We start from the raw sequence: 23,997 nt of genomic DNA, 5'->3' as shown, positions 1-23,997 counted from the left end.
CCCCCACTATGGAGCCGACTGCTGCTGAAAGACCCCCACAACAGCATTACGGCTCCGAATTGCTGGTTGGTGCAGGGGTGGTCCGCGAGTCGTCCGTTCTGGAGGCGCGAGTCGCCCGTCTTGGGTGTGGCCCACCTGGCTCGGGCGCGGCTCCCGGCCCCCGGCTGCATGACCCGCCGCTCGCGATTCGTGCGCCCGGATCGGGCGACTCGCGCGCCGAAAGCGGGCGACTCGCGGGCGCGAATCGGGCGACTCGCGTACCGGAAGCGGGCGACTCGCGGGTGTGTGTGGCTAGTGGCGGTCGGCGAGGGTGGTGCCGGGGACTTTGCCGTCCACGAGGACGTCGACGCGGTCCTCGTCGCAGAGGTGGTGCAGCAGGAACGCCGTGACGAGGGCGCGGGTGAGGCGGCGGGTCTTCGCGTCGGGGCTGCCGGAGAGCACGAAGTCGCTCCAGTGCACGCCCTCGAGGAACCCGGTGTGGGTGGCCTTGGTCAGCGTCCGCAGCCACACCGGTCCGCCTGCCGACGCGGCGATGGGCTCCGCGTGCCCGGCGGCGGGGGCGACGGTGTCCTTCGCCGCGGCGAGGTGCAGCACGGGCACCGTCAGGGCGCGGGAGGAGTCGACCGCGGACGGCCAGGTCTGGGCGACGGCGATCGTGACCACGGCGCGGAGGCGTGGGCGGTCCTGCGCCGCCAGCAGGGCGATGCCGCCACCGATCCCGTGGCCGGCCAGTGCGGTGCGGCGGGAGTCCACGCTGATCCGGCCGTCCCCGAGTCGGACGCCAGCGCAGACATCGAGTGTGGTGCGCAGGTCGGCGGCGAGGCCGACGTGGCTCGGGAGCGGGCCGCGGTGGCTCGACGGGGCGGCCGCGACGATGCCCCAGGACGCGAGGTGGCGCAGGAGGTCGGCGTAGCGCCCGGCGGGCTGCAGCCAGTCGTGGGCGAACGCGACGGCGGGCAGGCCGAGGCCTTCCTCCGGTGCGAACACGACGCCCGGGATGCCGACCATGCCGAGGTCGCCGCGCAGCACCTGGTGCGGGCCGGGCCGGGAGAGCTGTTCCACAGCGTCCTTGGCGTTGCGCACCTCGGGTGGCCGGGGGAACTGGCGGGTCCGGGTCACAGCGCAGCACCGTAGTCCTTGCGGCGCCGGGCGAGCGAACGCAACGCGGGGCAGACGCCTCGCGGTCGCCGATCATGTCGGGGCGACGAGAACCGCCGGCACGGGTGCCGTCGGCCGCGGGTCGTCCGGCGGTGGGCGCTCCCGGCGCCCTACGCTCCGACGATGGCAGCGAGGGACGGTCGATGAGGGGCGTCTGGACGGCCCAGCAGGTGCGTGACACCGAAGCTGTGCTGCTGGACCGCACTCCCGACGGCGCGCTGATGCGCCGCGCCGCGTTCGGGCTCGCGGTGCACGCGCGCCGGATGCTCGCGGGTGACGGGCGGCAGGTGGCCGGGCGGCGGGCGGTGCTGCTCGTCGGGGCGGGCAACAACGGCGGGGATGCGTTGTGGGCCGGGGTGGAGCTGCGCAGGCGCGGGGTCGGCGTCACGGCGGTGCTGCTGGACGCGGCGCGTGCGCACCCGGCGGGGCTCGCCGCGCTGGGTCGCGCGGGTGGCCGTTTCGTGGACGCGGACGCGGGGCTGGTGGCGGCGTTGGGGGCCGACCTGGTGATCGACGGCATCGTCGGCATCTCCGGGCACGGTGCCCTGCGTGAACCCGCGGCCCGTCTGGTGGCCGCGGTGGACCACGCCGGGGTGCCCGTGCTCGCCGTCGACCTGCCCAGCGGGGTCGACCCCGACACGGGGGCCGTCGACGGTCCCGCCGTCACCGCGGCCGCGACCGTCACGTTCGGCGCGCTCAAGCCCGTGCACGTGCTCGCGGCGCACCGGTGCGGCGAGGTCCACCTGGTCGACATCGGGCTCGGGCCGTTGCTGCCCGATCCGCACGCCGTGGTGCTCGACGTGGCCGACGTGGGTGGGCGCTGGCCGGTGCCGGGGCCGGGGGACGACAAGTACACGCAGGGGGTGGTGGGCATCGCCGCGGGCTCGGCGACGTACCCGGGAGCCGCCGTGCTGGCCGCCGGTGCCGCGACGCTCGCGACCAGCGGCATGGTCCGGTTCGCCGGCAGCGCCGCGGCCGGTGTCCGGGACCACTGGCCGGAGGTGGTCGCCGCCGACTCGATCACGGACGCCGGTAAGACGCAGGCCTGGTCGGTCGGTCCCGGCATCGGTGTCGACGACGCCGGCCGGGCCGTGCTGGCGGAGGCCATCGCCCGTGAGGTGCCGCTCTGTGTGGACGCCGACGGGATCTCGCTGCTCGCCGAGCACGCCGACCTGCGGGCCGCGCTGCGGGGCAGGCCGGTGGTGGTCACACCGCACGACCGGGAGTTCGCACGTGTCGCGGGCGAGGTCGGCAGTGACCGGATCGCCGCCGCGCGCCGGGCCGCGGCCGAGTTGGGTGTCACGGTGCTGCTCAAGGGCAACGCCACGGTCGTCGCCGATCCGGACGGGCGTGCCCTCGTGCACCCGTCCACGTCCTCCTGGGCGGCCACCGCCGGGTCCGGTGACGTTCTCACCGGGATCATCGGGTCGCTGCTGGCCGCCGGGTTCGAGCCGTGGTGGGCGGCCGGGTGTGCGGCCCACGTGCATGCGCTCGCGTCCGACCTGGCCGCGCAGGGCGCGCCTGCGCCCGCGTCGCGGCTGCAGGCCGCGATCCCATCGGCGATCCGGTCGGTCCGAGGGGTGTGAGCGGCGCGGTCCCGATTTCGCAGCGGTGACGCCCGAGGTGGGCGCCGCCGGTCGCTCTGTCCACGATGGGACGAGTGTGGATGAGATGATGCGGGCGTGGTTGATCCGCCGGGTGGAGCGCGTGCCGAGGCCGTCGTCGATCTGGACGCGGTACGGCACAACGTCGAGGTTCTGAGGGCCAGTGCCCCGGGCGCCGGTGTGATGGCCGTGGTCAAGGCCGACGGGTACGGCCACGGCGCGGTGCCGGTCGGGCGCGCCGCCCTGGAGGCGGGTGCCGCCTGGCTAGGGGTGTGCACGCTCGAGGAGGCCATGGAGCTGCGGCAGGCCGGCATCACCGCTCCGGTGCTGTCCTGGCTGCACCTTCCCGACGACGACTTCACCGACGCGGTGGCGGCGGACGTCGACCTGTCGGTGTCGTCCCGGGGCCATCTCGCCGCGGTGCTCGCGGCCGCGCGCCGGGCGGGACGGCCTGCCCGGCTGCACCTCAAGGTCGACACGGGGCTCAGCCGCGGTGGCGCGCAGCCCGCGGAGTGGCCCGACCTGCTCGACGACGCCACGAAGGCGGCGGCCGACGGGCAGGCGGAGGTCGTCGCGGTGTGGTCACACCTCGCGTACGCGGATGTGCCGCACCACCCCACGATCGACCGGCAGGCGGCCCGGCTCACCGTGGCCTGGCAGGAGGCGGTCGACCGCGGCCTGAACCCGATCCGCCACCTCGCCAACTCCGCGGCCACGCTCAGCCGCCCCGACGTGCACTTCGACCTCGTGCGCCCCGGCGTCGCCGTCTACGGGCTCGACCCGATGGACCGGCCGTCTGCGGAGAGCCCCCTGCGGCCCGCGATGACGCTCCGGTGCCGGGTGGCGCTGGTGAAGCGCGTGCCGGCCGGGGAGGGCGTCTCGTACGGGCACGAGTGGACCACGCCGTGCGAGACCACGCTCGCGCTCCTCCCGATCGGGTACGCCGACGGGGTGCCGCGCAGGCTCGGCTTCAACGGGCGGATGCGGGTGCTGCTCGGTGGCGTGGTGCGGCCCGTCGTCGGGCGGGTCAGCATGGATCAGGTGGTGGTGGACTGCGGCGACGACCCGGTCCAGGAAGGGGAGCTCGCAGTGCTGTTCGGTCCCGGTGACCACGGCGAGCCGACCGCCCAGGACTGGGCGGACGAGCTCGGCACCATCCACTACGAGGTCGTCACGGGCGTGCGCGGGCGCCGCGTCGTCCGCACCGTGGTCGGAGGCGGGTCCTCGTGGTGAACCGGGGGCAGATCTGGGGTGCGGTCGCCGGGGCCGCGGGGGCCGCCGCGGCCACCGGTGTCGCGGTCGGGGTGGCCGTCCGCAAGCGCTCGCAGATCGCGGCCGAGCGGCGCCGCCTGGCCACGCAGCTCACTGAAGGCCCCCCTGAGCCGGGCCCGACGCCGGTGAGCGAGTCGTCCTCGGTCACGGCGGACGACGGGGTCCGGCTGTCGTGCGAGGAGATCGAGGCACCGGGCGGGAACGCCGCGCTCACCGTCGTGCTCGTGCACGGGTTCGCGCTCGACCGCCGCACCTGGCACTTCCAGCGGCGGTCCCTACCCGCGCTCAACGATCCGGTCATCCGGGTCGTGCTCTACGACCAGCGCAGCCACGGTCGCTCCGAGCGTGCCCCCAAGGAGAGCTGCACGATCGAGCAGCTCGGCCACGACCTCGACGCGGTGATCAGGGCGCTCGCGCCCGAGGGCCCTCTCGTGCTGGTGGGGCACTCGATGGGCGGCATGACGATCATGGCGCTGGCGGAGCAGCACCCAGCGCTGTTCGCCGAACGGGTGGCCGGCGTCGCGTTGGTCTCGACGTCAGCCGGCGAGGTGGGCAGTACTGGGCTCCACGGCGCCCTGCTGTCCCGGCACAACCCCCTCACGCGTGGCGTCGGGCTGCTCGCGCGGCTTCAGCCGAAGCTCGTGGAGGGCGTGCGGAAGGTGGCGGGGGAGGTGATCTGGGCGATCACGCGAAGCCTCGCCTACGGCGACCGCAACGTCGAGCCGTGGCTGGTCGACCTCGTCGACACGATGATCAGCACGAACGCCGTCGATGCGCTGACCGACTTCGTCGACACGGTCGGCAGCCACGACCGGATCGCCGCGCTCCCGGCTCTTGCAACCTGTGAGGTGCTCGTCGCGGCAGGTGACGCCGACCGCGTCATCCCCGTCTCGCACAGCGACGTGATCGCGGCGGAACTGCCGGATGCCACGCTCGTGCGCTTCGAGGGTGCGGGCCACCTGCCGATGCTGGAGCAGCCCGTGCGCATGGACGAGGCGCTGGCGGACCTGCTGCGCCGCAGCGTCGCCCGGAGCGCCCCGAACGGGCTGCGACGGCGCGCGTGACCCCCCCGATCGAGCTCGACGTCGAGCTGGAGCTGCCGGAGGCCTCCGACACCGAAGCGCTCGGCGAGCGGCTGGGCGCCGGGCTCGGCCCTGGCGACCTGGTGGTGCTGTCGGGGCCGCTGGGGGCGGGCAAGACCGTCTTCGTGCGCGGTCTGGCACGGGGGCTCGGGGTGGCCGGACCGGTCACGTCACCGACCTTCGTGATCGCCAGGGAGCACCGCCCGCTCCCCGGCGGGGCGGGCGTGCCGCTCGTCCACGTCGACGCCTACCGGCTCGGTGGCGCCGCGGAGCTGGACGACCTCGACCTCGACACCGACCTCGCCGACGCCGTGGTGGCCGTCGAGTGGGGCGAGGGGGTGGCCGAGCGGCTCTCCGCGCGGCACCTGCTCGTGCGCCTCACCCGCCGCCCCGACGACGTGCGGGTGGCGAGCGTCCACCGCGTGGAGGAGCGCCCGTGATCGAGGCGGTGATCTTCGACTGGGGCGGCACGCTCACCCCGTGGACGACGGTCGACCACCTCGCCGGCTGGCGGCGCCTCGCCGACGTCCTGCACGCCGACGACCCCGGCACCGCCGAGGTGCTCGCGGCCGCGCTACTGGTTGCCCGACGACGCGCGCTGGAGGACCGTGCGGGACGAGCACCGCGCCTTCACCCTCGCCCACGTGCTCGCCGACGCCGCGGCCGGGGCCGACCCCTGTGTCTGGACCAGCGAGCTGCCCTGGACCAAGCCGCACCCCACGGCCTTCCGGGCCGCGATGGCCGCGGTGGGCGTCACCGACCCGAGCCGCTGCGTGTACGTCGGCGACCGGCCCTACGACGACATCAGCGGCGCCAAGGGCGTGGGCATGCGCGCGGTGTTCGTCCCGCACTCGGAGATTCCCGCGGTGCAGCAGGTACCGGTCGACGTGCGGCCCGACGCGGTGATCCAGGGCCTCGGCGACCTGCCGGAGCTGCTCGCCGGCTGGTGAGCGGCCCCGTCCCTCCGCCCGCCGCTGCACGCTCGTAGGCTCGTGACGTGCTCGTGCTCGCCCTGGACACCGCCACGCCCGCCGTCACGGCGGGCGTCGTCGAACTGACCGACGCAGGCCCCGTCGAGCGGTCCGTGCGGGTCACCCTCGATGCCCGCAAGCACGCCGAGCTCCTCATGCCCGGTGTGCTGGCCGCGTGTGCCGACGCGGGGGTGGCATTACGCGATGTCGACGCCGTGGTCACCGGCACCGGCCCCGGACCGTTCACCGGCCTGCGGGTCGGAATGGTGACCGCCGCGGCGCTCGGTGACGCCCTCGACGTCCCGGTCCACGGCGTCTGCTCGTTGGACGCGATCGCGGCGGACTCCCTCGCCGCCGCTCCGACCGCCCCGGGCCGGCTGCTCGTCGCCACCGACGCCCGGCGGCGGGAGGTCTACTGGGCGCTCTACGACGGCGCTCTGCACGACGGGGCGCCCCGGCGGGTCGACGGCCCGCACGTCGGGGCTCCCGCCACGCCGGCTGCCCGCGTGGCCGAACTGGGGGCCGTCGCCGCTGCCGGGGGCTCGGCCGCCGCGGTGGGACTGCCCGAGCGGGAACCGGCGTCGCCGTCGCCCGCCGGGCTCGTCGCGGTGGCCGCCGTCGCGTTGCGGTCCGGCGTGCGGCCCGGCCCCCTGGAGCCGCTGTACCTGCGCCGTCCCGACGCCGTGGAGCCCGGTGCGCGCAAGCGGGTGAGCGCCGGATGACCGCCACCGTGCCGATCGACGCGCTGCGCGAGTCCGACGTGGAACGCTGCGCCGAGCTGGAGAAGATGCTGTTCCCCGGCGACGACCCGTGGAGCGCGCGGGCGTTCCGTGACGAGTTGCGCGCCGGCCACCACTACCTCGCCGCGCGGGTCGGCGACGAGCTGGTGGGCTACGCCGGGATCGCGTTCGTGGCAGGTCCGCCGCACGCCGAGGCGGAGATCCACACGATCGGGGTGGATCCCGCGCACCGGCGGCGCGGGATCGGGCGGGAGTTGCTGCGCGGCCTCCTCGCGGTGGCGGACGCCGAGCACGCCACGGTGTTCCTCGAGGTGCGCACCGACAACGACGCCGCCCGGCTGATGTACGAGGCCGAGGGCTTCGCCGTGGTCGGCCTGCGCAGGCGGTACTACCGACCCAGCGGCGCCGACGCCCACACGATGCGGCGGGAGCCGACACGATGATCGTCCTCGGGATCGAGACCTCCTGCGACGAGACCGGCGTGGGGGTCGTGCGCGCCGAGCCCGGCGGGGCCGTCACGTTGCTGGCCAACGAGGTGGCGTCCAGCGTCGACGAGCACGCCCGGTTCGGCGGGGTGGTGCCGGAGGTCGCGTCGCGGGCGCACCTGCAGGCGATGGTTCCCGCCGTGCACCGCGCGCTCGCCACCGCCGGGGTCACCGGCCGCGACGTGGACGCCGTGGCGGTCACGGCGGGCCCGGGGCTCACCGGTGCCCTGCTCGTGGGGGTGGCGGCGGCCAAGGCCTACGCCGCGGCATGGGACGTCCCGCTGTACGGGGTGAACCACCTCGCCGCGCACGTGGCCGTGGACACGCTGCAGCACGGTCCGCTGCCGCCGTGCCTGGCGCTCCTGGTGTCCGGGGGCCACTCCAGCCTCCTCGACGTCCCCGACATCGCAGGGCCCGTCACGCCGCTCGGCGCCACCATCGACGACGCGGCGGGCGAGGCGTTCGACAAGGTCGCGCGGCTCCTCGGGCTGCCGTTTCCCGGTGGGCCCCACATCGATCGCGTGGCACGGGACGGCGACCGTGCGGCGGTGGCGTTCCCGCGGGGCCTCACCGGCCCGCGCGACGCACCGTTCGACTTCTCCTTCTCCGGCCTGAAGACGTCGGTGGCGCGGCACGTCGAGGCGCTGGAACGGGCCGGTACCACCGTGCCGGTTGCCGATGTCGCGGCGAGCTTCCAGGAGGCCGTGGTCGACGTGCTCACGGCGAAGGCCGTGCGTGCCGCCCGCGAGCGGGGGATGGACACGCTGCTGCTCGGCGGCGGCGTCGCGGCCAACTCACGGCTGCGGGAGATGGCGCAGGAGCGCTGTGCCGCGGCGGGTGTCCTGTTACGCGTCCCGCGGCCGGGGCTGTGCACCGACAACGGCGCGATGGTGGCCGCGTTGGGGGCCCACCTGGTGGCGTCGGGCGCGACGCCGTCGTCGCCGGAACTGCCGGCCGACTCGTCGCTGCCGATCACCGAAGTTCTGGTCTGATCTCCCCATCATGAGGGTGTTCCCGGGTCGGTTCGCACCTTTTGCGGTAAACCCGGATCGGTTCGAAATCAGGCTGTTGTTTTCCTGACCGATAGGTCACATCCCCTCCCGGGCGACGTGGGTCGCATCGGCTTGACGCATCGGTTCGCCCAGCTACCGTTGGTGATTCAATGCTCAACCAATCTTCCGGAAGGTAAGATGTGAGTGCTGTCCTGAATGCCGACAACATGCGCGGAACCAACTCCTACATTCCGGCGGGATGGTCACTGCGCCGGCTGCATGGTGCCGCGGTGGTGCGAATCATCTTCGGCGTGCTGTGGGCGATCGACGCGATATTCAAGTGGCTTCCCGGGTGGATCCACGGCCAGACGCTGGGCAAGGAGCTCGATCCGACCAAGGTTCCGACGCCGATGCTGCACGGCTGGATCCAGCTCTGGCACGACGTCGCGGGAGCAAGCCCCGGGACGTTCGCGCTGATCACCGCCATCGTCGAGTCCATGCTCGCGGTGGCCCTGATCCTGGGGGTCTTCTCCAACCTCGCCTTCATCGCCACCGCGATCTGGTCCATCGGTATCTGGACCTCCGCCGAGCACATGCACATCCCGTACATGACCGGCCAGACGGACCTCGGCCCGTCGATCGGCTACGTGTTCGCCGCTCTCGCGCTGTTCTATGCGGCGGCCGGTGCCACCTGGAGCGTGGACGCCGTGATCCGACCCCGCCTCGGCAGGCTCGCGCCGCTCGCCGGCTCGGTGCCGGGGGCCTGACGGCGGGTTCGTGGCCGGCGGCGCTGCCGACCACGAACCTCACCAGTGCGTCATTCGCTGACGTGCCGCAGCAGCCGCAGCTCGTCGTCGGTGAGCTGCAGCTCCAGCATCGGGAGCAGGTCGGCCAGCTGCTCCGTGGTGCGTGCACTGGCGATGGGGGCGGCCACCGTGGGCTGGTCGGCCAGCCAGGCCAGCGAGACGGCGGCGACGGGCACCTCGTGGCCTGCGGCGATCTCGTCGAGCACCGTCAGCACCCGCAGCCCGCGGTCGTTCAGGTACTCCCGCGCCCCCTCGGCGCGCACGCTCTCGACCTCCGTGTCCGCCCGGTACTTGCCGGTCAGGAAGCCCTTCGCCAGCCCGAAGTACGGCAGGCAGGCCAGGCCCTGCTCGGCGAGCAGCGGGGCGAGCGCCGTTTCGAACTCGGCGCGCTCCAGCAGGTTGTAGTGCGGCTGCAGCGCCACGTACGGCGTGAGCCCGTCGCGGGCGGAGATCTCCAGCGCCGAGCGCAGCCGGTCCGCCGTGAAGTTGGACGCCCCGATCGCGCGGACCTTGCCCGCCCGCACCAGCCCGTCGTACGCGTCGAGGGTCTCCTCCTGCGCGGTGTCCGGGTCGTCGCGGTGGGAGTAGTAGAGGTCGATCCGGTCGGTCTGCAGCCTCCGCAGGGAGTCCTCCACCGCGGCGGTGATGTTGGCGCGCGACAGCCCCGGCCGCTGCGGCCACGAGCCGACCTTGGTGGCGATCACCATCGCGTCGCGGTTCCCGCGCGCCGCCATCCACTCGCCGATGATCGTCTCCGACTCGCCGCCGGAGTTGCCCGGCGCCCGCCACATGTAGGAGTCGGACGTGTCGACGAAGTTCCCTCCGGCCGCCACGTACGCGTCGAGGACGGCGAACGAGGCGTCCCGATCCGCTGTCCAGCCGAACACATTGCCGCCCAGGCATAGCCGGGACACGTCGAGGTCGCTCGAACCGATCTTAGGCATGCTAAAACCCTACGACGTGCGCGGACACGAGTGGGCTCTCGTGTCCGCGCACGCCGCACCAGGCCAGGGTCAGGCCAGGCTCAGGCCCGGTTTCCGGTCCTGCACGACGAAGGTGCCCCGGTTCTCGACGGGTGCTCCCGGCCGCTGCACGAAGGGCACCACGCGGAAGTCGGCGGTCACCTCGGTGGGCGTGAACTTCGTGCGCACGTAGCCGCGCCGGTTGTTGTAGAAGCGGATGTGCGGGTTGTCCGCCAGCGTCGAAGCGGTGTCGGGGCGCGTCTCCGAGCCGTCGCCGCCGGAGGTGATCGAGCTGGACACCAGCTCGGAACCGATGACCGGAGCCGCCGGGTCGTCGAAGCGCTGCTTGATGTCGGCGGCCCAGTGCGCGTGCACGTCGCCGGTCAGCACCAGCAGGTTGCGCGCCTTGGAGGCGGTCCAGGCGTCCACCACGCGGTCCCGGGATCCGGGGTAGCCGTCCCAGGCGTCGGGGTTGAAGCCGCGTCCGGCACCGGGGGTGAAGTCGACCTGCGAGAAGAACACCTGCTGGCCGAGCACGTCCCAGCGGGCCTGGGAGCGCCGGAACTCCTCGGCGATCCACTTCTCCTGCGTCGAGCCCGGCAGCGAGCGCGCCGGGTCGGTGCGCCCGGTGCAGTCGCTGTTGAACTTGTCGTCGCACGGCTGGTCGCCGCGGTACTGGCGGGTGTCGAGCATGTGGAAGTTGGCCATCCGGCCCCACGACACCGTGCGGTAGAGCCGCATGTCGATGCCCTTGGGCCGCTGGGCCCGGCGCAGCGGCATGTTCTCCCAGTAGGCGCGCAGTGCCGCCTCCCGCCGGGCGAGGAAGTTCGGCTGCGGGGTCTCCGGGTGCTCGGGCACCTCGTCGGCCCAGTTGTTGTCGACCTCGTGGTCGTCGAAGACGACGAGCCACGGCGCGACGGCGTGGGCGGCCTGGAGGTCGGGGTCGGTCTTGTACTGCGCGTAGCGCTGCCGGTAGTTGCCGAGGGTCTCGGTCTCCGGGCCGACGTGGTTGCGCGGGTTGCCGCCGGGGGCCACGTAGTCGCCCGCGGCGTACTCGTACTGGTAGTCGCCGAGGTGCAGGACGAGATCCGGCTCCTCCTCGGCGAGCCGGGCGTAGGCGGTGAAGAAGCCGTGCTCGTACTGGGAGCACGACGTGAAGCACATGCTGAGCGGCTGCATCGCCGACGCGGGCGGCGCGGTGCGCGTGCGGCCTGCGGGGGAGAGCTCCTTCCCGGCACGGAACCGGTAGAAGTACTCCCGTCCCGCGTTCAGCCCGGCCAGCTCGACGTGCACGCTGTGCCCCAGCTCGGGGCCGGTGGTCTCCTTGCCCCTGCGGACGATCTTCCGGAACGCCTCGTCGGTGGCCAGCTCCCACTCCACCTCGGTGTTCCGCCCGCCCATGCCGCCCAGGCCGTCCTCGGCGAGCGGGTCGGTGGCGAGTCGCGTCCACAGCACCATCCCGTCCGGTGCGGGCTCCCCGGACGCGACGCCGAGGGTGAAGGGGTTGCCGGGAGGGGCGGTGGGTGCGGCGGACGCGGCGCCTGCGAGCCCGGTGAGCACGGTGCCGGGAACGGCGAGGACGGCGGAGGCGGTCAGGCCGGCCCGTAGCACGCGGCGCCTGCTGTGCGTCGAGGTGGTGGGAGGAGCGTCTGTGGTCACGGGCTCAGGGTTGATCACCCTCCCGTGCGGCGAGTGGCGCCGCGGGCACCGGCCGGTGAACGGTAGGCGAGGTTTCCGACGGTCTGACGATCTTCGTGAGGTCTGCCCTGCTCGGGCCTGCTTGTGCGTCCCCGGCACCCGCGCAGCGGGCCTCGCTCGTGACCAGCGGCGATACCGGGGTTGTCCGGCAGAAGTCGGCATCGGTACCGCTTCGGGTCATAGCGGCCACCGGCGTTGAGGCGTTGGCACTCTCATGGGTAGAGTGCCAACGGCACGGCCAGGATGTTCCGGCACCCGCGACGACGGGGCGTCCGATGGCTGTCATCCCTGAACATGTAGGCGAAGGCACGTACCCCAGGAAGGGGAGGTCATCGGCGTGGCAAACATCAAGCCGCTCGAGGACAAGATCGTCGTCCAGGCCAGCGAGGCGGAGACCACCACCGCTTCCGGCATCGTCATCCCGGACACCGCCAAGGAGAAGCCCCAGGAGGGCAAGGTCCTTGCGGTCGGCCCGGGCCGGGTCGACGACAACGGCAACCGCGTCCCGCTCGACGTGGCCGTCGGCGACGTCGTCATCTACTCGAAGTACGGCGGCACCGAGGTCAAGTACAACGGCGAGGAGTACCTCATCCTCTCCGCGCGCGACGTCCTCGCGGTCGTCAACTGACGCAGGCAGTTCTGTAGCCGCCGCCCCGGTGGTCCCTCGACCGAGCGGGCCACCGGGGCGGTGTGTTTTCCCCGGAGAATCAAGAGAGGCAGGACATGCCGAAGCAGATCACCTTTGACGAGACGGCGCGCCGCGCGCTGGAGCGCGGGGTGAACCAGCTGGCCGACGCGGTCAAGGTGACCCTCGGCCCGCGCGGCCGCCACGTTGTGCTGGACAAGAAGTTCGGTGGGCCGACCGTCACCAACGACGGTGTCACCATCGCGCGCGAGATCGACCTCGAGGACCCGTTCGAGAACCTCGGGGCCCAGCTGGCGAAGTCCGTCGCCACCAAGACGAACGACGTCGCCGGTGACGGCACCACCACCGCCACCGTGCTCGCCCAGGCGATGGTGGCCGCAGGCCTGCGCAACGTCGCGGCCGGCGCCAACCCCACCGCACTCGGCGTGGGCATCTCCAAGGCGGCGGACGCGGTCTGCGAGCTGCTCGCGAAGAAGGCCATCCCGGTCGACGACAAGGAGCACATCGCTCAGGTCGGCACGATCGCCTCCCGCGAGGCCGAGATCGGCAACCTCATCAGCGAGGCGCTCAAGACCGTCGGCAAGGACGGTGTGATCACCATCGAGGAGGGCTCCACGCTCGCCACCGAGCTGGAGATCACCGAGGGCCTGCAGTTCGACAAGGGCTACCTCTCGCCGTACTTCGTCACCGACGCCGAGTCGATGGAAGCCGCGCTGGAGGACGCCTACGTCCTGCTGCACCGCGACAAGATCAGCGCCATCGCCGACCTGCTCCCGCTGCTGGAGAAGGTGCTGGCCGACGGCAAGCCGCTGCTGATCGTGGCAGAGGACCTCGAGGGTGAGGCGCTCTCCACGCTGGTCGTGAACTCGATCCGCAAGACCATCAAGGTCGCCGCGGTCAAGTCGCCGTTCTTCGGTGACCGCCGCAAGGCCTTCATGGACGACCTGGCCATCGCCACCGGCGGCACCGTCATCAACCCGGAGGTCGGGCTCAAGCTGTCCGAGGCCGGGCTGGACCTGCTGGGCACGGTGCGCCGCGTCGTCATCACGAAGGACGCCACCACCCTCGTCGAGGGCGGCGGCACCAAGGACGCCATCGACGGCAGGGTCGCGCAGATCAAGGCCGAGATCGAGTCCTCCGACTCGGACTGGGACCGGGAGAAGCTGCAGGAGCGGCTGGCCAAGCTGTCCGGCGGCGTCGCCGTCATCAAGGTCGGCGCAGCCACCGAGACCGCCCTCAAGGAGCGCAAGCACCGCATCGAGGACGCGGTGTCCGCCACCCGGGCCGCGGTCGAGGAGGGCATCGTGCCGGGCGGAGGCTCCGCGCTGGTGCACGCCGCCGTCGCGCTCGAGGGCAACCTCGGGCTGACCGGCGACGAGGCCACCGGTGTCGCGGTCGTGCGCAGCGCGCTGCGGGCTCCGCTGTTCTGGATCGCCGCCAACGGCGGTCTCGAGGGCGCTGTGGTGGTCGGCAAGGTTGCCGACCTGGAGTGGGGCCAGGGCTTCAACGCCGCCACCCTGACCTACGGCGACCTGATGGCCGACGGGGTCGTCGACCCGGTCAAGGTCACCCGTTCCGCGGTGGTCAACGCCGCGTCGATCGCACGGATGGTGCTCACCACCGAGAGCGCGGTCGTCGACAAGCCGGAGCAGGCCGAGCCGGCCGCTGCGGGTGGCCACGGCCACGGCCACGGGCACTGATCGAACAGCCACACACGAACGGCGGGCCGACCCCCAGGGCGGCCCGCCGTTCGTCGTTCCGCATCAGTGCGTGTTGCGCACCTGCGGCCGTTGCCTCCGGCCACCGGCCATCCGCAGCGTCCGGTCGTGGCCGCGGATGATCTGGTCGCGCTCGGACTCCGACAGGCCGCCCCACACGCCGTAGGGCTCCTGGGCCGAGAGCGCGTGCAGCCGGCACTGCTCGAGGACGGGGCACCCACGGCAGACGCCCTTCGCCCGTGCCTCGCGGTTGGCGCGAGCCGGTCCGCGCTCACCCTCGGGATGGAAGAAGAACGCACTGTCCATCCCGCGGCAGGCTCCGTGCATCTGCCAGTCCCAGATTTCCGTGACCGGCAGCGGAAGCCTTCGGGTGTCCGCCACGTGCCTCACCTCGCCTGTTCCGACGCCCTCATCGACGAAAGTCGGTATGCCCATCATAGACCGCGTCAAACCTTGTTCAAGGCGTCCTTTCGGTTTGCCCCGTCCGCCCCGGACCAGCACGATGAGCAGGTGCAGCTCGACGTGTCGCCGCCGGATCGTGGAGTCCGCCACACGCCCGGGCCGTCCGTATCCGCGGTGATCGCGCCGACCGCTGTCACCGAGCCGTGGGTGAGCGTCGCGGCCGCCGCCCGCAGGCTCGGCGTCGCCCCCGCCACGCTCCGTACCTGGGACCGCCGCTACGGGATCGGCCCCACGGCGCACACTCCCGGCCGGCACCGGCGCTACTCGCCGAGGGACCTGGCCCGTCTCGAGCTCATGCAGCGCGCACTCGTGCGTGGTGCGTCGCCCGCTGACGCCGCGGCGTACGCGCTGTCGGCCGCCGCCGTCGGGGCCGCCGCTGTCGTCCTGCCGGTCCTGCCGGTGCCGGCTCAGGTCCGGGAGGACGACGGCGCGTCTCCCGTCGAGCGGCTCGGGGAGGGGAGCGACGGCCGGGTCCGCGTCGGCGGCCGGGTCCTGCGCCTGCCCGGAGCGAGCCGTGCGGCCCGTGGGCTCGGCAGGGCGGCGCTGACCCTCGACGCCCCCGCGGTGCACCGGCTGATCGAGGAGTCGATCGCCACCTCTGGCGTCGAGTACGCGTGGGACGACGTCGTCCGGCCCGTGCTGGCCGCTGTCGGCGAGCGGTGGGCGCACAGCGGCGTCGGCGTCGAGATCGAGCATCTCGTCACCGAGTGCGTCCGGCCGGCCTTCGGTGCGAGGGCCGCGGCGCTGCAGCCCGTGGCCGACGCGCGTCCGGTGCTGCTGGGCGCGATGCCCGACGAACAGCACATGCTCCCGCTGGTGGTGCTCGCGGCCGCGCTGGCCGAACGGGGCATCCCCTGCCGCGCGCTGGGTGCCGCCCTGCCCGGCACGGCGCTCGTGGCCGCGATCCGGCGCACCGCGCCCGTCGCCGTCGTGCTGTGGGCCCAGTTGCCGCAGGCGGCCGATGTGGACCTCCTGGAGTCGTTGCCACAGACGCGCCCGCGGTTCCGCACCTACGCCGCCGGACCGGGCTGGGACGGCCTCGCCCTGCCCGAACGGACGGGGCGGCTGCTGTCCCTGCGGGCGGCGACGGCGACGATCAGCGACGCGGTACTGGTGTGACCAGCACGCTCCCGCTCCGGGGGGTCGCTGCGCCTGGCGCCGAGGCGGCGGCGTTCGGTGCCGACCCGGGTGCCCCCGTACGGGTACGGCCCGGCTCGTCGGCGATCGAGCGCTGGTACGTGGCGGTCGCGCTCGGCGGGCAGGGCCGCTATGCCGCGGCGGCCGCCGTGCTGGAATCCCTGCTGGTGCGTCCCGGTGTGCCGGTCGCGGTCGCGGCGCACGCGGCGATCACCCTTGCCTCCCACCGCCGTCAGCTCGGCGGGCACGCTGCCGCGCGTAGGTATGACGCACTTGGCCTGCGCCTTGCCTCCTCGGTAGCGTGTGACGCGGCAGCGGACCTCTATGGCAGCGGTCTGCTCGCCGCTCGTATCGACGCACTGGTGGGGCTGGCCGCCGACGCCGTCGGCACCGGCGCTCCGGACACCGCGCAGCGCCTGCTCGACACGGCGGAGTCGCTCCTTTCGGCAGGGGGAGTGAGGGGCCGTCGGTGGCGGCCGTTCGTCCGGCTGGGTTGGGTGCGCGCCGAGCTGGCTCTGGTGCGCGGGGACGCCGCCGGGGCCGTCGAGCCCGCCCGCAGGGCTCTGGAGTGCGCACGAAGCACGGGCTCGGTGCGGCACGTGCTCAAGTCCCGGATCGTGTTGACCGTTGCCTCGGCCGTCGCGGGCGCCGAACCGGTGGCAGCGGTGGTCGAGCTCGATGCGGCGGCGGCCGAAGCGGAACGAGCGGGATTGCTCCCGCTTGTGTGGCCCGCTCGGCTGGCTGCTGCTGATCTTCTCGAGCGCGGCGCGGGAACGTCCTCGAACGCAAACGACGCGACTCGGGCAATCTCTGGAGAATCGGTGAACGACCGGGTCGGCGGTCCGGCACGCCGACGACACGCCGCGTTGGCCACGTTGAGCGTCATCGAAGAGAGGAGTCACCCTCTTGGCAAGCGCCTCTTGGGGGACTCTGGCAGGGTGCCTGTTCCACCCCCGGTAATGTAATTAGTCCATTCGGTCTTACGTCACCCACATGACCAGTGCCACTCGGCGCAACTCTCCCGAATGGAGGGCACAAACCGGCCCTGATCGTGTCAAGGTGAGCCTGTCGCCCGCCGATGAGGGGGGTGACACATCACCCGGCTGCAGGAAGCTGCAGGAAGGAATCGTCGTGACGACGGTACTCATCTGCGACGATCGTCGCAGCGTCCGCGAAGGCCTGACCCGCGTGATGTCCGCGGTGCCGGGGGTGCACCGGATCGATTGCGTTGCTCATGGGGACGAGTTGCTGGCCCGGTTCTCCCGGCAGCCGGTGGACGTGGTCCTGGTCGGCACCCAGCGGGCAGTGCCCACTGGGGTCGAGGCCACGAGGCGGCTTGTCGCCGCTCACCCACAGGCGAACGTCATCGTGTTCGGCGCCCCCGACGACGCGGGCAGCATCGCCGCCGCAATCGCCGGCGGGGCACGGGGCTACCTCCGCTGGGACGCCTCGCGCCCAGAACTGGTGGCCGCGCTCGCGCACACTTTGGCGAGCACAGCCGTGCCCACGCCCCGGGCCCCCACGGATCCGGGTGTGCAGCTCACGGAGCGTGAGCTCCAGGTGCTGCGCGGCATGAGCCAGGGCAAGAGCAACGGCCAGATCGGACGGGAGCTCTACCTGTCCGAGGACACGGTCAAGACTCACGCCAGGAGGCTCTTCCGCAAGCTGGGTGTGCGCGATCGCGCCCAGGCGGTCGCCCACGGGTTCCGGCGCGGCCTCGTCTCCTGAGCGTCCTGACCCGCGCCGTCCCAGCGCGCCCCCAGGCTCTCCGCACCACCCCGGACCTGCGTCCGGGCTGACTCAACGGGCGACGTGGCTGCCTGCAGTGCAGCCACGCGCCCAACCGCCGCGGTGTCAGCTCCCGCGGCGACGTAGGCCGCCATTCGGGTGGTTAACATCCTGAGCATGCATCTGCCGGTCGTCCGGCACGTCTCCTCCCATGGGGAGGACCCATCCAGGACCGCCCTTCTCCTTCGCTACGGTGGTCCGCACTGAGGACACGGTTGAGCACTGTCCGTGATCAGCCTCACGAACGGATGATGACGAACATGTTCAGTAACACCTGGGCAACTGTGCGCGATGAGTGAGACGACAGACGTTCCCGATGAACTGGTGAGCCGCGCCATGGCCGGCGAGCCAGAGGCCGTCGGGCGCGTGATCGCCATCATCCGGCCCATGGTCGTGCGCTACTGCCGGGCGCGCCTGGGCCGGATGGACCGGTCGTCGGTCTCGGCCGACGACGTCGCGCAGGAGGTGTGTTTGGCCGTGCTCACGGCCTTGCCCGGGTACCGAGTCCAGGGCCGTCCGTTCTTGGCGTTCGTCTACGGCATCGCGTCACACAAGGTGATCGACGCCCACCGTGCCGCCACGCGCAACCGGTCCGAGCCGGTCGCCGACGTGCCCGACTCGGTGGAGTCGGCGGACGGCCCCGAACAGCGTGTACTTCGCGTCGAGTTGTCCGGCGAGATGGGCCGGCTACTCGACACGCTCCCCGAGAAACAGAGAGAGATACTCGTCCTGCGCGTGGTCGTCGGGCTGTCCGCCGAGGAGACGGCGGAAGCCGTCGGATCCACGCCGGGAGCCGTCCGTGTGGCCCAGCACCGGGCGCTTTCCCGCTTGCGTAGGTCGATGCCAGAAGAGGAGGTGGTGTGAGTGCGTCACGACAGCAACGACCCCGGACGCAACCCGTTCGAACACCGCCACCGGCGGCCCAACGGCGGCAGCAACGGCCATCGCCCCCCCGGCATGAACACGCGCCCTGTCCCGCTCGACGAGGTGAGCGAACCGCTCGACCTGGTCGCGGTCCAGGCGGATGACGAGCTGATCAACGCGCTGTCCGCCGGCATGATGGTGTCGTCCCCCGGTCGCTCCGGCTACGACACCGACGACCGGGTCGCCGCGATCCTCGCGGCCTGGAAGGCCGACGTCGACGTCGAGCCGATCCCCGAGCTCGTCGACGTCGACACCGCCGTGGCCACCGTCATGGCTGCCCGGCGGCCGGTCCGGCGCACCCGGCGGCTGGCCCCGGTGGCCGCGGCTGCGGCGTTCGTCGTACTCGCCGTCGGCGGTGTGTCCGTCAGCTCCTACAACGCCCAGCCCGACGACGCGCTGTGGGGTGTGTCGAAGGTGCTGTACAGCCAGCGCGCCGAGTCCGTCGAGGCGGCGGTCCGCGTCGAGGCCCGCATCACGAAGGCCAAGGAGGCCCTCGTCGCCGGGCAGCCCGTGGTCGCGGCGCAGGAGCTCGCCCAGGCGAAGGACGACCTCACGGTCGTGCGCCCCGAGGAGGGCAAGGTCGAGCTCGCCCAGGTGCAGGAGTTCCTCGTCGCGAAGGCGGCGGAGACACCTCAGGGCACGCCCACCGACCCGGGCACCCCGCTGTCCACGCAGCCGTCCCGACCGGTGCCTCCGGGTGCCGCGGTGCGGGAGTCGCCGAGCTCCGGGCGCACGGCGCCGGTGGCACCCGCACCCGTGTCCGGTACGGAGGCTCCGACGTCGGTGACCCCGGCGCCGACGTCCGTTGCGCCTCCTCCCTGGCGTTCGTCCGACCCGCGGGACCCACGGGACCCGCGTTCGCATGACCCCCGCAGCTCCACGGCCGACCCGCGCCGGCAGCATGCCCCGGCTCCTGACGGCGGCACGAGCCAGAACCCGCCGGCCGGTCCTCAGCAGTCGTCCGGCACCCCGACGCCCCAGCCTCCGCCGACCACCACCCGCAACCCGGGCGGCGGCGGGACGGGCAGTCCTGCCGGTCCGACCTCCGGTCCGCAGACCCCACCCGCGACCGCGGAGGGCCAGCCGGGCGGGGGCGCCGCCACACCGGGGCAGAGCATGGGTGCCACCACCCGCTCCACCCCGGGCGCCGAGGGAAGCACGGGCGCAACGGCTGCCGGTTCCGGCACGCCGCCACCCTCCGCCACCACGAGCTGACCTGTAACGACGACGGCCCCCGATCCTCGGATCGGGGGCCGTCGCCGTGTGTGGCAGCGTCAGGAGTCGGAGAGCACCGCGTCGGCGTAGCCGCGGCAGTACTCCCAGGTGACGTAGCTCGTGGGGTCGGGATCGAAGGCGGGCTCGTGCGGCCGCATCTGGCCCTCCTCCAGCAACTGCTGGAGGCTTGCCCGCAACAGGCTCCACTCGTGGAAGTGCTGCTCGCCGCAGTCGCCGCAGTCGACGACGATGCCGCGGACGCCGCGGGCCTCCAGCAGGGCCTGGTAGACGGCGAGGTCGGCGAGATCGGCCACCACCTCGTCGCGCTCGGCCTCGCTCAGCCCATCCTGCTCGCCACCCTCAGGCCCCTCGAGGGACAGGGCGGGATCATGCGGGTCACCGGCGAAGGGGTCCGGTGGCAAGGCATCAGGTGACACACTCCCACGATACCCGCACCGTGCCCGTGACGAGTCGTGAGCGTCGGGTTCACGGCGGGCGGGACGGCGGTGATGGACCGGACTGTGGTGATGGACTCGGCGCGGGCGTGCCGACTGTCGCGCCACCGCGGATACGATGTCGGGAAACCTCCCCGCCGCCCGTACCGACGTTCTACGGAGGATGACGGGCAGGGATCGACAGGATGGTGGCAATGACCAGCGAGGCCGCAGGACTGCCCCCGAAGTTCGCGATGCTGGGCCTGACGTTCGACGATGTACTGCTGCTCCCCGCCGAGTCCGATGTCGTGCCCAGCGCGGTCGACACCAGCACGCAGGTCACCCGCCGGGTGCGGATCCGCGTGCCGCTCGTGTCGTCGCCGATGGACACGGTCACGGAGTCCCGGATGGCGATCGCCATGGCCCGCGCAGGCGGGCTCGGCGTGCTGCACCGGAATCTGTCCCCCGAGGAGCAGGCCGCCCAGGTGGAGGTCGTCAAGCGCTCCGAGGCCGGGATGGTCACCGACCCGGTCACCTGCAAACCCGACGCCACCCTGGCCGACGTCGACGCGTTGTGCGCGAAGTTCCGCATCTCCGGTGTCCCCGTCACCGACGCCGGCGGGCACCTCGTCGGGATCATCACCAACCGCGACATGCGGTTCGAGATGGACCACAGCCGGCCCGTCCACGAGGTGATGACGCACGCCCCGCTGATCACCGCCAGGGTCGGCGTCACCGCGGAGGCGGCGCTCGGCCTGCTGCGCCGCCACAAGCTGGAGAAGCTGCCGATCATCGACGGCGACGGCATCCTGCGCGGGCTCATCACGATCAAGGACTTCAACAAGACCGAGAAGTACCCGCTCGCCACGAAGGACCCCGACGGGCGCCTCGTCGTGGCCGCGGCCGTCGGCGTCGGCGAAGAGGGCTACGCGCGTGCGATGCAGCTCGTCGAGGCCGGTGTCGACGTCGTCATGGTCGACACGGCGCACGGGCACTCCCGCCGGGTGCTGGAGACCGTGGCGAAGCTGCGCGCCGAGGTCGGCCACAACGTCGACGTCGTGGGCGGCAACGTGGCCACCAGAGCGGGTGCCCGGGCGCTCGTCGAGGCAGGCGCGGACGCCGTGAAGGTGGGGGTCGGCCCGGGGTCGATCTGCACCACCCGGGTCGTCGCCGGGGTGGGTGCCCCGCAGATCACCGCGATCTACGAGGCCTCGCTGGTCTGTGCGGACGCCGGCGTACCGGTGATCGGCGACGGCGGCATCCAGTACTCCGGTGACATCTCCAAGGCCATCGCCGCCGGTGCGTCCACGGTGATGCTCGGCAGCCTGCTCGCCGGCACCGCCGAGTCGCCCGGCGACCTGATCCTGGTGGGCGGCAAGCAGTTCAAGACCTACCGGGGCATGGGGTCGCTCGGAGCGATGCGCTCGCGGGGCGGGGAGGGCGGCGGCAAGTCCTACTCGAAGGACCGCTACGCCCAGGACGACGTGCTCAGCGAGGACAAGCTCGTGCCCGAGGGCATCGAGGGGCGCATCCCGTTCCGCGGTCCGCTCAGCCAGGTCGTGCACCAGCTCGTCGGCGGGCTGCGGTCCGGGATGGGCTACGCGGGTGCGCAGACGATCGAGCAGTTGCAGCAGGCGCAGCTCGTGCGGATCACCGCGGCCGGGCTCAAGGAGAGCCACCCGCACGACATCACGATGACGGTCGAGGCGCCCAACTACGTGGCCCGTTAGGAGCGCGCACGGCGGGGCTGTCTACGCTGGTCACCCGTGCGTGACCTCGTGGAGATCGGGATGGGCCGATAGGCCCGTCGCAGTTACGACCTGTCGCAGGTCGAGATCGTGCCGTCGCGGCGGACCCGCAGCTCCCAGGAGGTTTCCACCGCCTGGCAGCTCGACGCCTACCAGTTCGAGATCCCGCTGGTGACCCACCCGACCGACGCCATCGTGTCGCCGGCCAGCGCGGTGCGGGTCGGGCAGCTGGGCGGTCTGGGTGTGCTCAACGCCGAGGGCCTGTGGGCGCGGCACGCCGACGCCCAGGGCGCCCTGGAGCGGGTGCTCGACGCCGCGGCGTCCGACGACCCCACGGCCGCGGTGCGGTTGCTGCAGGAGCTGCACGCCGCACCGATCCAGCCCGCGCTGCTCACCGAGGCGCTCAAGACGGTGAGTGCGGCCGGCATCACGGTGGCCGCCCGTGTGAGCCCCCAACGGGCCCGCGAGCTCACCCCCGACCTGCTCGCGGCCGGCGTCGAGATCCTCGTCGTGCAGGGCACGATCATCTCCGCCGAGCACGTCTCGGGCGGGGAGCCGCTCAACCTCAAGGAGTTCATCAACTCCCTCGACGTCCCCGTCGTGGCCGGTGGGGTGGGTGACTACCGCACCGCGATGCACCTCATGCGCACCGGTGCCGCCGGCGTGATCGTCGGGTACGGGGAGTCGTCCGCCACCACCACCGACGACGTGCTCGGGATCGGTGTGCCGATGGCCACCGCGATCGTCGACGCCGCCGCGGCCCGCCGCGACTACCTCGACGAGACCGGCGGCCGCTACGTCCACGTGATCGCCGACGGAGGCATGGCCGGCTCGGGTGACATGGCGAAGGCCATCGCCTGCGGGGCCGACGCCGTGATGCTGGGCGAGCAGCTCGCCGAGGCGTCCGAGTCGCCGGGGCAGGGGCTGTACTGGACCTCGGCGGCGGCCCACCCCTCCCTCCCGCGCTCGGAGGTCACCGGCTTCGCGCCGGGCGACCGGGACCTGCAGTCGGTGCTCTTCGGCCCCGCCGACAGCCCCTACGGCACCGTGAACCTGTTCGGCGCCCTGCGGCGGGCGATGGCGAAGACGGGCTACTCGGACCTGAAGGAGTTCCAGCGCGTCGGGCTGACGGTCCGCGGCTGACCACGAACGTGCACTGGTTCATGCGCGCTCATGAACCAGTGCACGTTTGATCATGCGCGTGCTCCGCGTGCCATGAGCTCGTGGCGAACCCGCGCAGCGATCGTTCGCGGATGGTGCAGGGCGCTGGCGGCGCGGAAGCGGATGATGCGCCAGCCGGCAGCCACGAGAAGCTGCTCCCGTTCGAGATCTCGCAGAGCGCGGTCCGGGCGCAGGTGCTCCGCCCCGTTGTACTCGATCCCGAGCTGCGCCTCGGGATAGGCGAGGTCGAGGAGGAACGTCCGCCCCGCCACCGCCACGGGGTGTTGGGACACCGGTGCGGGAAGCCCGGCGAGGACGATCGCCATCCGGATCCGTGACTCCATCGGCGACTCCGCCAGCTGGTCGGCCAGAGCCATGACCTCGGGCAGCCGCGCCGCGCCCCGGATCCCGGGTGGAATGTCCCGCATGATCATGGCGGGGTCGAGCCGGCACGCGTGGCACAGAGCGTCGACGGCGACAACGGCGTCGGTCAGGCTGGGCGCCCACCGCGCGAGGTCGGTAGCCGTCCGCTCCGGGGTGGTGAGCCGCATCCCGTCGACGCCGGTGATCTCGTGCCGGCCGACGGCATCCAGATGGACGACGAGCATCGGGCCCGCCCGGCGGCGGTACCCGTCGAGCAGGAGCAGCTCCGCCGGCGCTCCCTCGGGCGCGCAGGATGCCCCGTGCAGCTCAGCGGCCGAGTAACCGGCGAGCACCCCGCAGGGGGCGACGAGTTCGTGCGCGGCGCGTGACCAGGTGACGAGATCGAGCGGGGCCGCCGCTGCGACGTGGATGTCGGGGTAGAGCCGCCTGTAGCCGGGGCCGTACAGCGCGCCCCGCGTGACTGCGCCGGCAGCGACGGCGGTGGATCCGCGGAACGGGCGGGTGAGATCCATGCGCCCATCGACGACAGCCACGCACCTCCGGTTCCACCGCCGGCCGAACGCGCACTGGTTCATGTCGGAACCGGAACCAGTGCACGCTCGCCGGGATC

23 protein-coding genes and 1 pseudogene are annotated in these 23,997 nt (G+C 72.7%); 18 read left to right on the top strand and 6 right to left on the bottom strand.

Annotation, left to right across the window (positions count from 1 at the left end; translation table 11 throughout):
- Positions 1-291: 291 nt before the first annotated feature.
- A complete protein-coding gene (locus AC5L35_RS16025; protein ID WP_495060442.1) occupies positions 292-1,119 on the bottom strand; it encodes a dienelactone hydrolase family protein in 828 nt (275 codons plus the stop codon).
- Positions 1,120-1,301: 182 nt separating this feature from the next.
- Here AC5L35_RS16025 and AC5L35_RS16020 point away from each other — a divergent pair, with 182 nt between their 5' ends.
- The 9 genes from AC5L35_RS16020 to AC5L35_RS15980 all read left to right on the top strand — a co-directional run bounded on the left by AC5L35_RS16020 (position 1,302) and on the right by AC5L35_RS15980 (position 9,071).
- Positions 1,302-2,744 (top strand): NAD(P)H-hydrate dehydratase, encoded by a 1,443-nt coding sequence (locus AC5L35_RS16020; RefSeq protein WP_495060441.1) that lies wholly within the window; start codon positions 1,302-1,304, stop codon positions 2,742-2,744.
- Between the two features lie 96 nt (positions 2,745-2,840).
- Positions 2,841-3,995 carry an alanine racemase gene (gene alr, locus AC5L35_RS16015; RefSeq protein WP_495060440.1) on the top strand — a complete coding sequence of 385 codons (1,155 nt, stop codon included), beginning with the start codon at positions 2,841-2,843 and terminating at the stop codon, positions 3,993-3,995.
- Positions 3,992-5,098, top strand: a complete 1,107-nt coding sequence (locus AC5L35_RS16010; RefSeq protein ID WP_495060717.1) for an alpha/beta fold hydrolase — start codon at positions 3,992-3,994, stop codon at positions 5,096-5,098. Before alr ends, AC5L35_RS16010 begins: the two co-directional genes overlap by 4 nt.
- Complete coding sequence (gene tsaE, locus AC5L35_RS16005) at positions 5,095-5,556, top strand: tRNA (adenosine(37)-N6)-threonylcarbamoyltransferase complex ATPase subunit type 1 TsaE (protein WP_495060439.1); 462 nt, start codon at positions 5,095-5,097, stop codon at positions 5,554-5,556. The genes AC5L35_RS16010 and tsaE overlap by 4 nt, the downstream gene beginning before the upstream one ends.
- Before the next feature lie 168 nt (positions 5,557-5,724).
- On the top strand, positions 5,725-6,066 hold the full coding sequence (locus AC5L35_RS16000) for an HAD family hydrolase (RefSeq protein ID WP_495060438.1): 342 nt from the start codon (positions 5,725-5,727) through the stop codon (positions 6,064-6,066).
- 47 nt (positions 6,067-6,113) lie between these two features.
- Positions 6,114-6,809, top strand: a complete 696-nt coding sequence (gene tsaB, locus AC5L35_RS15995; RefSeq protein ID WP_495060437.1) for a tRNA (adenosine(37)-N6)-threonylcarbamoyltransferase complex dimerization subunit type 1 TsaB — start codon at positions 6,114-6,116, stop codon at positions 6,807-6,809.
- Positions 6,806-7,270, top strand: coding sequence for a ribosomal protein S18-alanine N-acetyltransferase (gene rimI / locus AC5L35_RS15990; protein ID WP_495060436.1), 465 nt, complete (start codon positions 6,806-6,808; stop codon positions 7,268-7,270). The genes tsaB and rimI overlap by 4 nt, the downstream gene beginning before the upstream one ends.
- Positions 7,267-8,304 (top strand): tRNA (adenosine(37)-N6)-threonylcarbamoyltransferase complex transferase subunit TsaD, encoded by a 1,038-nt coding sequence (gene tsaD, locus AC5L35_RS15985; protein ID WP_495060435.1) that lies wholly within the window; start codon positions 7,267-7,269, stop codon positions 8,302-8,304. Before rimI ends, tsaD begins: the two co-directional genes overlap by 4 nt.
- A 200-nt stretch (positions 8,305-8,504) precedes the next feature.
- The gene (locus tag AC5L35_RS15980; RefSeq protein WP_495060434.1) at positions 8,505-9,071 is read left to right on the top strand and encodes a hypothetical protein; all 567 of its coding nucleotides are present in this window, start codon (positions 8,505-8,507) and stop codon (positions 9,069-9,071) included.
- Between the two features lie 50 nt (positions 9,072-9,121).
- On the opposite strand, the gene AC5L35_RS15975 is transcribed toward AC5L35_RS15980, so the two are convergent.
- The gene (locus AC5L35_RS15975; RefSeq protein ID WP_495060433.1) at positions 9,122-10,054 is read right to left on the bottom strand and encodes an aldo/keto reductase; all 933 of its coding nucleotides are present in this window, start codon (positions 10,052-10,054) and stop codon (positions 9,122-9,124) included.
- Positions 10,055-10,123: 69 nt separating this feature from the next.
- A complete protein-coding gene (locus AC5L35_RS15970) occupies positions 10,124-11,731 on the bottom strand; it encodes an alkaline phosphatase D family protein (RefSeq protein ID WP_495060432.1) in 1,608 nt (535 codons plus the stop codon).
- A gap of 376 nt (positions 11,732-12,107) precedes the next feature.
- On the opposite strand from AC5L35_RS15970, the gene groES reads away from it, so the two are divergent.
- Together groES and groL are read left to right on the top strand one after the other, a co-directional pair.
- Complete coding sequence (groES, locus tag AC5L35_RS15965; RefSeq protein WP_010225616.1) at positions 12,108-12,398, top strand: co-chaperone GroES; 291 nt, start codon at positions 12,108-12,110, stop codon at positions 12,396-12,398.
- Between the two features lie 95 nt (positions 12,399-12,493).
- Positions 12,494-14,116 carry a chaperonin GroEL gene (gene groL, locus AC5L35_RS15960; RefSeq protein WP_495060431.1) on the top strand — a complete coding sequence of 541 codons (1,623 nt, stop codon included), beginning with the start codon at positions 12,494-12,496 and terminating at the stop codon, positions 14,114-14,116.
- Positions 14,117-14,179: 63 nt separating this feature from the next.
- On the opposite strand, the gene AC5L35_RS15955 is transcribed toward groL, so the two are convergent.
- Entirely contained in the window at positions 14,180-14,515 is a 336-nt protein-coding gene (locus AC5L35_RS15955; RefSeq protein ID WP_495060430.1) for a WhiB family transcriptional regulator, read from the bottom strand.
- Between the two features lie 129 nt (positions 14,516-14,644).
- On the opposite strand from AC5L35_RS15955, the gene AC5L35_RS15950 reads away from it, so the two are divergent.
- The 5 genes from AC5L35_RS15950 (at position 14,645) to AC5L35_RS15930 (ending at position 19,660) form a co-directional block, all read left to right on the top strand.
- A complete protein-coding gene (locus tag AC5L35_RS15950; protein WP_495060429.1) occupies positions 14,645-15,715 on the top strand; it encodes a MerR family transcriptional regulator in 1,071 nt (356 codons plus the stop codon).
- Positions 15,712-16,698, top strand: coding sequence for a hypothetical protein (locus AC5L35_RS15945; RefSeq protein WP_495060428.1), 987 nt, complete (start codon positions 15,712-15,714; stop codon positions 16,696-16,698). The genes AC5L35_RS15950 and AC5L35_RS15945 overlap by 4 nt, the downstream gene beginning before the upstream one ends.
- 166 nt (positions 16,699-16,864) lie before the next feature.
- Positions 16,865-17,461, top strand: coding sequence for a response regulator transcription factor (locus AC5L35_RS15940; protein WP_075942692.1), 597 nt, complete (start codon positions 16,865-16,867; stop codon positions 17,459-17,461).
- 351 nt (positions 17,462-17,812) lie between these two features.
- A complete protein-coding gene (locus tag AC5L35_RS15935) occupies positions 17,813-18,385 on the top strand; it encodes a sigma-70 family RNA polymerase sigma factor (RefSeq protein WP_495060427.1) in 573 nt (190 codons plus the stop codon).
- Entirely contained in the window at positions 18,386-19,660 is a 1,275-nt protein-coding gene (locus tag AC5L35_RS15930) for an anti-sigma-D factor RsdA (protein ID WP_495060426.1), read from the top strand.
- A gap of 59 nt (positions 19,661-19,719) precedes the next feature.
- Here AC5L35_RS15930 and AC5L35_RS15925 read toward each other — a convergent pair whose 3' ends face one another.
- Positions 19,720-20,097 (bottom strand): DUF5319 domain-containing protein, encoded by a 378-nt coding sequence (locus AC5L35_RS15925; RefSeq protein ID WP_169399143.1) that lies wholly within the window; start codon positions 20,095-20,097, stop codon positions 19,720-19,722.
- Positions 20,098-20,309: 212 nt separating this feature from the next.
- Between AC5L35_RS15925 and guaB the strand changes: the two genes are divergently transcribed.
- Together guaB and AC5L35_RS15915 are read left to right on the top strand one after the other, a co-directional pair.
- Positions 20,310-21,824: an IMP dehydrogenase gene (gene guaB / locus AC5L35_RS15920; protein ID WP_495060425.1), complete on the top strand. Its 1,515-nt coding sequence runs from the start codon at positions 20,310-20,312 to the stop codon at positions 21,822-21,824.
- A 36-nt stretch (positions 21,825-21,860) separates the two neighbouring features.
- Positions 21,861-22,985: pseudogene (locus AC5L35_RS15915) on the top strand (GuaB3 family IMP dehydrogenase-related protein).
- A gap of 50 nt (positions 22,986-23,035) precedes the next feature.
- Here AC5L35_RS15915 and AC5L35_RS15910 read toward each other — a convergent pair.
- The gene (locus AC5L35_RS15910) at positions 23,036-23,920 is read right to left on the bottom strand and encodes a DUF559 domain-containing protein (protein ID WP_495060424.1); all 885 of its coding nucleotides are present in this window, start codon (positions 23,918-23,920) and stop codon (positions 23,036-23,038) included.
- Positions 23,921-23,997: the final 77 nt, after the last annotated feature.

Source organism: Pseudonocardia sp. OZ21 (assembly GCF_059359135.1).
This window is presented reverse-complemented; position numbering and strand designations above follow the sequence as displayed.